This window comes from Mogibacterium pumilum (genome assembly GCF_002243385.1).
Classification (GTDB): Bacteria; Bacillota; Clostridia; order Peptostreptococcales; family Anaerovoracaceae; genus Mogibacterium; species Mogibacterium pumilum.
Genome location: NZ_CP016199.1, coordinates 1153982 through 1163251, shown reverse-complemented (window position 1 = coordinate 1163251; position 9270 = coordinate 1153982). Strand labels below are relative to the sequence as shown.

Genomic DNA, 9270 nt, shown 5'->3' with positions numbered 1-9270 from the left:
CGTTTGTATGTGGGATCCAATCTTTAAGGCTTATTTGGCCAAGAAACGAGCTGAAGGCAAGCACTACTATGTCGCAATTTCACACGCATGTAAGAAACTTGTCCGCGTAATCTACAGCCTTCAGATGTCTAGAGAATCTTATCGAATCTCTTAAATAAGTCTCTTTCACTTTTCTGTACGAGCACCCTAACGGATGCTCTGTTTGTCATGCAGTCTTCAAGGTACTAATCTATCTGAACGAGTTTCTTCGATTCAGGCTTGACTTTTAATAGTTAGTCTCTCTATAGGTCGGTACGTATCTGTGATGACAGAACTCACATTCATAATACCCTGCTTTTTGCTCAATGCCAACTGCAATAAAGCCCACTATAAGAAACTTATTCGTGTCATATATCATCTTGAGAAGAATGACATCGATTTTGACTCTTCAAAATTTTGCTGATTGAGTAGTGGCAACCAGTGTTTTTCCTAAAAGCCTCCCAATCGGTGGCTCATTTAGAATGCCATAAATTATTTTCTAAAATTCACTTGACTTTGAATAGTTTGTCACCTCGTATAATATATTTTACCGACACATTTTTTTATGAAAAAGTGTCATATAATAACTTGTTCAACTTTGGATATCCTATTTAGTTATTGTTCATTCTCTTTACAAACATCAAAATACTTCTTATCCCTAGTGTATAAAATACTAATGCAGATATTCCACTCATATACGGATTCATCGTTGAATCACGACCAGACAGATGCCATACAAGTTCCATGAGCCCCGCAGTTCCAAGAGCGAATTGCAATATAATCATGAAAAGCATAGATATTTCTTTCGCCATCTTACACCTCCTATGAGTACAACAAAATTATAGAACCATTAATTATTACTTCAATCCTTCTGATTGTATCATATATTGAAATGACCCATATAACAGAATGGTGATATCAATTAACGAACCCGTGTAAACAAGAATTTATAACAAATGAAATGTCTCTATAAATCGACAAACTTTTATATAATCAGTAATCATTATGATACCTCAAAACTAAAAAGGAGTCGCTAAACCTCGGTAAACCTTCGGTTATGAGCAACTCTTTTTAGAGAATTCTATATATTTAATTATTTCTCAAGTGCCTGATCAACATCAGCAATTATATCATCGATATCCTCAATACCTACTGATATTCTAACTAAATCTTGAGAGATTCCAGCCGCTGTTAGCTCTTCATCATTCATCTGTCTATGAGTAGTAGATGCAGGATGAAGTACACAAGTTCTTGAATCGGCTACGTGTGTAACTATCGCTGCGAGCTTTAGCGAATCCATGAACTTAACTGCAGCCTCCCTGCCACCTTTTACTCCAAATGAGATAACTCCACAAGATCCGTTTGGAAGATATTTCTGTGCGAGCTCATGCTGGCTATCGTTTTCAAGTCCGGAGAACGAAACCCAAGCTACCTTAGGATGATTCTCAAGGTGCTTAGCGAGAGCAAGTGCATTCTGGAAGTGTCTTTCCATTCTTAGATGTAGCGTTTCAAGCCCAATTCCTAGATAGAAAGCATTCTGAGGTGACGGAATAGATCCGAGGTCACGCATTAGGTTGGTTGTCATCTTTACAATATATGCAGCCTTGCCAAAGCTCTCTGTATAAACAGTGCCGTGATATGTCTCGTCAGGTGTTGTTATACCTGGGAACTTATCGCTATGCTTAGTCCAGTCGAAGTTACCTGAATCTACAACTGCTCCACCAACTGAGTTAGCGGTGCCATTCATATATTTTGTGGTTGAATGTGTAACGATATCAACACCCCATTCGAAAGGTTTACAGAAAATTGGTGTAGGAAATGTATTATCTACGATTAGTGGTACACCATGCTTATGTGCAGCATTAGCAAACTTTTCAATATCTAGTACACTCAGTGAAGGATTTGATAAAGTTTCACCGAATACTAGTTTAGTGTTAGGCTGGAACTTTTTCTCTAACTCATCAGGTGAAATGTCCGGCTCAACAAATGTAGACTCTATCCCCATCTGTTTCATCGTATGAGCAATAAGATTGTATGTTCCACCATATATAGCCGAGCTAGAAATAATGTGATCTCCTGCACTTGCAATGTTCAGCATCGCATAGAAATTTGCAGCCTGACCAGATGATGTAAGTATAGCTGCAACACCACCCTCTAGCTGGCAAATCTTGTTTGCTACTGCGTCATTAGTTGGGTTAGAAAGTCTGGTGTAGAAGTATCCTGGCTCTTTTAAGTCGAATAGATTTCCCATCTGTTCTGATGATTCATACTTAAAAGTCGTCGACTGTACGATTGGAACTATCCTCGATTCCCCGTTCTTTGGCTCGTATCCCCCTTGCACGCATATCGTGCTTGTTTTGTAATTTTTCATAAAAAGCCCCTCCTTTTTGTATCCAATTAACTATATAGCGTTTATTCGTGAATTGCAAGATACTTGATGAGTAGTTAATTAAATGACATTAATTACTTATATTTCCAAGATAGTTAACCAGTATCTTTCCACCTTTCCCAAAACCAATTATTATATTATCTACTTTTTATTCATCTTTGTTATACTCCTTATTGCAAGTTTAAATTATGCGCTGTTTATTTAAACCGCAACATGTTGTGCAAGATATAATATGTTGAATTGTAGAAGTTTTTATCTATCTCGACTTGACAATTCAAGTCGAAATAATTCGGAATAGGAAACGAACCTGTGAAACTTGAAATAAGCTGTCCCGCAAATAATAATCCGACCCCTAAAATACATATCCATATTAAATTGTCCCTTAACAGCTCCTTTATCGATGTCTTCATAAGTTTTTCAATCTTTCCGAAATTGGCGATACTCGATTAATGTCTTTTCTTTTAAAATAACAGGTATACTGAAAACTACAATCTCTGCTAATACTGTAGCAAGTATATCATATAAATCAAATCCTGCACTGGTATTAGTAAATGGTAATAATTCATTAATAAAAGACATGAATATAACAACTATACATATATATAATAGTACTTTTTTAGAAAACTCGATATTTAGGACTTTATTCTCACTGAATACAGGACTAAAAGCTTGTTTTAGCATAGCCGTGGCAATCCATGCTCCTCCAAAATTAGGCATAACGCAAAATATAGGTATAATCGAGTTTATCAAATAGTATTTTCTTAGAAAAATCGTTGCTAACCAAATTAAAGTTCCTAAGACCGCCATAATTTCAATAGAGCTTATTTTCAAATTTCTTTTATTCACATTTACTAACCTCCCATCAAATTCAAATTTTATAATCCTTATTTTCTTTCGGTAAGCATCTCTGATGTAGATATTTTATAGAGTTCTTTTCTCAATGCTTCAACCTGCTTAGCCATATCTTTGGTATCATCTTCACCTATCATCTCACCTAGATCATATTCGAGTGGATTTTTAGAAAAATCAAGCAAAGCCTTATCCATAGCATTGAATTCCTCTGTTGTTGCAATAATGCGTATATTACGCGACGATGCGTCGTACTCGTCAAGGTCATGAAGATTTACAACTTTGTTTACCTTGCACTCAAGCAAGATTGCAGCAAGATCTACTATGGCATCTATGGCAAAATGAAAGTCTGTTTCCACACCATTAGAGTGAGTAAAGCCTAGGTATTCTACGGTCTGTCGAAAGTTCCAGTTCAGCTTATCTAAACCTATCTTATCAAATATTTCGCTAAGCGAAATCTCTTCTTTCTTCTGATCTTCCAAAAATGCCACAAGGCTCAAGCTGTCATCAGATCCTCCAATATACTCTCCCCAGTATTTTTCTATATACATTTTTCTTCTCCTTGTGAATCCACTAAAAGTCTATCAGTAAGTGAATTATCTTAATTTAACTAAAGACTGCCTTATATAAACTTTTCATCTCTCTTGCATATTTTACCGCACCAAGAATATCGACTCTCTTGTAATAGTCAGCCAAAACCTGTTGATGGTTCATCAAAATATCAAGTTCAATTATACACATAGCAACGCTTGTTAGAGAATATTTGCCTCCATCTATCAAAGTCGATTAGTCATCTTCTGAGATTTCTTCACCCTCAGGAAATTCACCATCCGGATATTCCTCAGACATACAGCGTAGGAGTGCACCACATAAAATGGGAGTAAGCATTACGATACTTCCATTTTACATATTTTCTAACAAACTTATTTCCTTTTGTAAAATATTTTTTTCTTTCAAAATAGCTATGAGCTCTTCTCTCTGCTGTTCAGATATATATTTTTTTATTTGATTGTTTTGCGAAGAACTATAACACTGCCTGATAGCAATCTTAATATGGGACAACGTAAGTTTATCTCTTTTCTTCTCTAATACTTTTATGAAAATATCCCATACAAATGCTTCTTCATATATCCAAAAGAACGATGCTACAGCCTGCAGCACCTTGGGATGCTTTTGTGTCTCAAGCAAGCTCTTTGCATGCAGCTCTCATAAAATAAATTGAGGCTATTTTACGTTCTTTCTCATCATTGCTTTCCAAGTTGCATAGTTCATTATCCATTGTCTCAATCGTATATTTCATATCAATTCCTCGTGATATTTAAAATTTATGTCTTACACAGTCTACCATATAACAAGAATATTCTGGATACAATTTAAGTTCCATTTCCGGTCTCAGTTGCTTGTCTTTTATGCGGGATATCATTTCTTCAAACTCTCGTTTATCTTCCTCCCAGCTTTCGATAGTCTCCTGCTTTTCTTTTTCACTATCATACTCTGTATCTGCGATGGCATCAGCGATTGCACCCTCAAGATATTTTCGATTCTTTTCTTCAAGTCTTAAAAATCTATCTCTTTTACCGCTTATCCACAGTACATAATACAAGTGTTCCCAATCAACTGTATAATACTCGTTATCTACTTCCTCAGTGCAGTAGCTCAAGAATTTATCATATTCTTCTAGCGCATAATACCCATCAAACACCTGGTATTCCGTAATATCATCTGTATTCAAATCATAATTATCATCTGATCCAATATTTATCTTTTCTAGATACGATATCGCATCAGCTTTTTTACCGAGAGCAACATCACAATAAGCTATACAAAGCCTTAACCACATTCTATTTGGGTATATCGTAAATAGTTCCTCAAAGATCTCTTTAGCCTCTTGATATTCCTCAAGCTCATAAAGAGATGCTCCATAGTTAATATTAGATTCATAACTATCTTCAAGTTCTCTTGCATATTTAAAAAATTCATTGCTAGTTATGATATTCTTTTTATCTTTAGAAAATTCATATTCGGAGAAATAATAGAGGCCGAGGGCTGTATAGGTCTCGACAAAAGGTGAATTTAACTCCTTAGCCCTTGTCAAATAATCTAACGCTCTTCTTGAGTAATCCTCAACGAAAGCAATGTTGGTATAAATCCTCGCAACTTGCTTATCATCTATCTCATTTGGAAATCTATCTAGAAAATCCTCCAGCAATTTAATATATTCAGCTTCAGCTTCTCTGAGTTCTAATTTGACAGAAGCCAATGTGCATACTGCATCTACATCAGGGGGACTCTCCTTTAATTTAGAGATTAGATACCCTTTCATCTGTTCAAGATAGTATTTTGATCTTTCAAAATACTCTAAAAAAGATTCTTCATATCGATTTTCATATTCTGCTTTTAACTGTATCCAGTACGCTCTTATTTCCTGCATCATGTGTGTCAATCCTATAGGTTTCTACGTAAAAACACAAGTCTATCTATAGACATAAGTTAATTCTATCAAAAAAGCCTGACATGATATACCCAGCTTTCCATTTATTGAGCAGTTGTCTAATAACATTAGTATAGATTATTTTTCCTTTACTATTCGAAGTTTTTCTGTTGGTCTTGATATACTGTTTAAAGCTGTTTTGCTGCTAACCTTAACCAAGCTTCCTAAAGCATTCATGAGCTCTGTCCTTTTTTCTTTTGGCAACTTAACCAACCCCTTTATAATAATCCCTGTATTCTTGAAAAGACTATCGCTAAACTCATAAAACGTCTCCGCTTCTGTCTCCTCAATCATTGAAAATACAGTAGATACAACAGATAATCTCGTTTCATCGTCAATCTTCTCTAGCCATGAACCAAGTGCTACATCCACAAAGTTTCCGAATGCATCCAGTTCCGCATTGATAAAACTATCCTTTGTCACTTTCCATGTCATAGCGTCATGCTGATACAGACCAATTGCATCGCTCTCGATGACTTTCTGTTCGCTTTCATTTGCAAGCAGTTGTCCAATCATCGAGGTTTGAGGAACAATTGTACAAATCTTCTGTACGATAGCCTGATATTCAATGGACTCAATTACTTCGTCTCTAAATCCAGGACCATCGTTGTTATATACACGGCTGATACGCTCTTGAACCGCTTTGTCGCAAAACGCGGAAGCAAACATAGCAAAATTTCCCCCTTTCGAGTGACCGCCTACTATCAGATTACCTTCGAGGAGTCTCGATACTTCATTAATATATTTCACAGCTTCCTTTGCACCTTCTGTATCTGCCATAAAAGTCATTAGGAAGTCTTCTTTCCAGCCTGTAATGGTGCTGTCAGTTCCTCTAAAAGAAATGTAGTTCGTTCCATCAGGAAGTACGAATGTAATCGCTGCAAATTGCTTTACTTTCTCCTTATCGAGATCTTCTGCATAGTACACAATTTTCGTCCCTTTGAAGCGGTCAGCTTGTACCATCTCTTCTAACAGCAATGCTACTCGCTCCGTGAACTGCTTGCTCTCCCTAATCTCATCTAGCGAGTGATTTTTGCAAAAGATCTCAAAAATTTCCTCAATGGTATAATAATCATTAGAATTATTAAAAAACTCACCGAAATCTATATACGCCAGACATGATAATATGACGTTATCTATATCGTTAAATGGTGCAACTTTGAGGCTTACATCATTTCGCCATTTTAAGTAATCTAGTAAAACCATTAGAACTCCTTTATTTCATCGAATACATTTATAAGTTCATCCCTGTTAACAGATAATTCATCAGGTATCAGGTTTAAAATTTTCTCTAGTGCCTGGAATATTTCATCCCTTTCGGTGGTATAGATAAAATTTTTTCTTTTATCCATCTTGTTAAAGCCCACGGTATACTCTCTCACTAAAGTCTCTATTTCCTTTATTAAGTCATTATCTGGATCTGCTATTAGTTTAACCATAGCTGACCTAGTCTTTCTATATATCGTGGCCGCTTTCTTTGCCATGCCTTGTGGTATATTTTCGTCCCCATCCCATGAGCGAAAAGGATTATCGAGATTCTGCGCGAGCCATTCTTCTTTTCTCGGTTTAGTTATCCATAGGTCGAGTCCGACATCTTTGCGTTTTTTGTATAGTTTTTTTACTTCCTTGGCAGCATCTTCTGGAAGGCTATCCATCCATAATCTGTATAGTTTTTTTAAATCATCTGGTCTTGGAACCTCACGGGCTGTAAACCCGAAGACATCCATAGTTGTTAGGACTTCTAATTCGCTAAATTTTGACAGTTTTCCAAAATTTATTATCTTACCAGGTTTACCCCACAGTCTTAGTTCCTTAAGCTTCGGATATACTGTAGCAATAGCATCAACATCAAGTTTTGTTACTGCTGTCACATGGAGTGCATTTAGTTCCTCTAAACCGTCTAGTTTAGGAACTGTTCCTTCGCAGTTTAAAATCAAATACTTACCGCCATCATGCGCCTTTATCTTGCAGCACTCTTTTACTTGTCCGGTTAATGATAGCATGTTTAAATCTTTATTCAGTACTAGTTCATCAAGTCCTGTCATATCAACTGAAAGCCTATGAATAGAAGTTTTTGAGAAATCGAGTTTCGATTTACCATGATTTTCAATTATAAATTCTCTAATAAAAGGATTAGCATTTAAATATTCAAATAAGTTCTTATGCCATTTTGTTACAGTCAGAGATGAAAGGCAAGGAAACACCCTGAGATGTAATGCATCATCAAAATCATGCCACTTATCATTTTCGTTATGAGTTCGTATCCTTCTTCTTTTACCCTCAAATTCCACAAATTCATCGCTTAGATTTGCCTTCTTAAAAGTATCTCGTTGATCTTTTGGAATTTTTTCCCATATAAACTGATTATGTACTTCATGACCATTACTCCAGCTGCCATAAATGTCTGTATCATCGTTATTAAGAGGTGTGAGATTGCCAATGTAAACATAATTTGGCGGAACACTGATATCTACCTTTTTCAAATATAAAGATCTATTCCAGTACATGTAATCTATATAAAGCGGTCTCACCGCAGCAAACTCATCAAGTTTGGGTAGTTTGTCACCGAACCAGTCAAGTGACAATATTACAGCCTGCGGATTTTTACCACTGTCATCTATCTTTGTTACTTGGCAAGCAGTATATTTTTTGAGAAATTTATTGTAAACGCAGTAAATTTCTCCAGCCTTCGTTATCATGTATATCTCCTTCTATTAATTCATATAATTATGTAATTTATCCAGCAGCTATTTTATTTTCTGCACTCTTTACGCGGAACAGCATCGCTGGTCTATGTCCATATCCCTCAATTACCTCACCTGTTTCTTCCACGTAATCTGCTACCTTCCTTCTGAAGTTTGCTGACAGCAACTTCTTATCCGTAACCTTTTCAATCGTACTCTGTAGCTGTGCTAGCGTAAATGACTCTGGTAATAAATCAAACGCAATTCTAAGATCATACTCCATCATCTCTCTGAGCTCGAGTAGTGAACGAACGATAATTTTGGCATGATCGAATGCAATCGCACCACTGTCTAATATCTGATAGCTAGATATTTGATTATGACCTTTTCTAGTCGATTTCTCTGATACAACCGCTTTGATTTCAATATTCTCATCACCGTTTATATTGCTATCGGAAGCAGAACTGTCAAATGACAAGGTTAGCGTGTGCTTAACAACCTGCGCTGCACTTGATGAATTATTAACTGAAATAATCTCACTCTGAAGCTTTACACAGAACCAAGCGGCATCCCATGCATCAGTATCTGCCCTAAGCGCGCAGTTTTCCGCATTAATTAGAGAGATAAAACTGTTCGAAATAATCCATCCTCTCGGATCTCTTCCTTCTTCCGCATAAACTCCTGCTAGGTGCAAAAAAGGATTCTCTACTCCAGTCTCCTCGAAAAGCTCGCGCTTAGCAGTTTCCTCGATAGTTTCTCCAGGTTTGAGAAATCCACCAGGAAGTGCCCATACGCCTTTATATGGGAATTGTGACCTTTTAATCAGTAGAAGCTTTAAC

General features: G+C 36.4%; 9 protein-coding genes. All 9 read right to left on the bottom strand.

The annotated features are described in order from the left end of the window. Positions 1 to 629: 629 nt before the first annotated feature. The gene (locus tag AXF17_RS05600) at positions 630 to 830 is read right to left on the bottom strand and encodes a hypothetical protein (RefSeq protein ID WP_094234177.1); all 201 of its coding nucleotides are present in this window, start codon (positions 828 to 830) and stop codon (positions 630 to 632) included. Positions 831 to 1111: 281 nt separating this feature from the next. Continuing rightward, positions 1112 to 2389 carry an O-acetylhomoserine aminocarboxypropyltransferase/cysteine synthase family protein gene (locus tag AXF17_RS05595; protein ID WP_094234176.1) on the bottom strand — a complete coding sequence of 426 codons (1278 nt, stop codon included), beginning with the start codon at positions 2387 to 2389 and terminating at the stop codon, positions 1112 to 1114. A gap of 435 nt (positions 2390 to 2824) precedes the next feature. Next, complete coding sequence (locus AXF17_RS05585) at positions 2825 to 3253, bottom strand: hypothetical protein (protein ID WP_094234174.1); 429 nt, start codon at positions 3251 to 3253, stop codon at positions 2825 to 2827. A 38-nt stretch (positions 3254 to 3291) separates the two neighbouring features. Then, positions 3292 to 3807, bottom strand: coding sequence for an imm68 putative immunity domain-containing protein (locus AXF17_RS05580; RefSeq protein ID WP_094234173.1), 516 nt, complete (start codon positions 3805 to 3807; stop codon positions 3292 to 3294). A 55-nt stretch (positions 3808 to 3862) separates the two neighbouring features. Further along, positions 3863 to 4036, bottom strand: a complete 174-nt coding sequence (locus AXF17_RS09290) for a hypothetical protein (RefSeq protein WP_207651537.1) — start codon at positions 4034 to 4036, stop codon at positions 3863 to 3865. A 538-nt stretch (positions 4037 to 4574) separates the two neighbouring features. Further along, positions 4575 to 5690 (bottom strand): tetratricopeptide repeat protein, encoded by a 1116-nt coding sequence (locus tag AXF17_RS05570; RefSeq protein ID WP_094234171.1) that lies wholly within the window; start codon positions 5688 to 5690, stop codon positions 4575 to 4577. A 135-nt stretch (positions 5691 to 5825) separates the two neighbouring features. After that, a complete protein-coding gene (locus AXF17_RS05565; protein ID WP_094234170.1) occupies positions 5826 to 6953 on the bottom strand; it encodes an Mbeg1-like protein in 1128 nt (375 codons plus the stop codon). Then, the gene (locus AXF17_RS05560; RefSeq protein ID WP_094234169.1) at positions 6953 to 8446 is read right to left on the bottom strand and encodes a gliding motility protein; all 1494 of its coding nucleotides are present in this window, start codon (positions 8444 to 8446) and stop codon (positions 6953 to 6955) included. Before AXF17_RS05560 ends, AXF17_RS05565 begins: the two co-directional genes overlap by 1 nt. A 37-nt stretch (positions 8447 to 8483) precedes the next feature. Beyond that, positions 8484 to 9270: NUDIX hydrolase (locus AXF17_RS05555; protein ID WP_157682629.1), on the bottom strand; the 787-nt coding region annotated here is incomplete at its 5' end.